1 protein-coding gene is annotated in these 710 nt (G+C 39.9%); it reads right to left on the bottom strand.

The features are described 5' to 3' along the window. Window positions 1-113: 113 nt before the first annotated feature. Window positions 114-575, bottom strand: a complete 462-nt coding sequence (gene tnpA / locus WKT05_RS10565; protein ID WP_148474367.1) for an IS200/IS605 family transposase — start codon at window positions 573-575, stop codon at window positions 114-116. Between the last annotated feature and the right edge of the window lie 135 nt (window positions 576-710).

The raw sequence follows: 710 nt of genomic DNA, 5'->3' as shown, positions 1-710 counted from the left end.
CGGTGGTTTGTTATGCCCCTAGAAGGGGCTGTTACCGGCAGCACTCTCGTGCCCTGAATTTCTTCCTCTTGCAACCATTCCCCAGTTGGCGCTAAAGCGCCTATTCTCATACTTTATTTGACCTGCTGACCCGTAAACGGATCGATGAATTCTTTCATGCTTATCTGATCCGCCATGTAGTCTTCTTCCAATTGGTTTTTGATATATTCTTGGATTTTTTTCGCATTTTTTCCCGCTGTATCGACGTAGTACCCTCTACACCAGAAATGCCTATTTCCGTATTTGTACTTCAGATTTGCGTGTCTATCAAAAATGATTAAGCTACTTTTCCCTTTTAAGTATCCCATGATTTGAGATACACTATATTTCGGTGGAATCTCCAGCAGCATATGTATATGATCCGGACAACATTCCGCTTCGATTATGTTTATTCCTTTTCTGTCGCATAGGTCCCTTAATGTTTTTCCTATGTCTTGTTTCAATTTCCCGTATATAACCTGCCGCCTATATTTTGGCGCAAACACGATATGATACTTACAATTCCAACTTGTATGTGCTAAGCTGTTCTTATCCATATGGATACCTCCTTGATATTTTATTGCCGATAACACAATAATTTTATCATAGGAGGTTCTTTTTTTACTTGAAGCTAAAGCTTTTTATGCCTACCACCAGCATAGCTGGTGGTTTATTCATGCTAAAGCGCACAA

The organism is Peptoniphilus sp. HCN-40583, from assembly GCF_037892835.1.
Classification (GTDB): Bacteria; Bacillota; Clostridia; order Tissierellales; family Peptoniphilaceae; genus Aedoeadaptatus; species Aedoeadaptatus rachelemmaiella.
The sequence above is the reverse complement of the archived record's forward strand: the minus strand, read 5'-3'. Positions and strand labels throughout refer to the sequence as shown.

Excerpts from the sequence above, each read along its gene's own strand:
- tnpA (WP_148474367.1), bottom strand. The coding sequence starts at position 575 with ATGGATAAGAACAGCTTAGCACATACAAGTTGGAATTGTAAGTATCAT.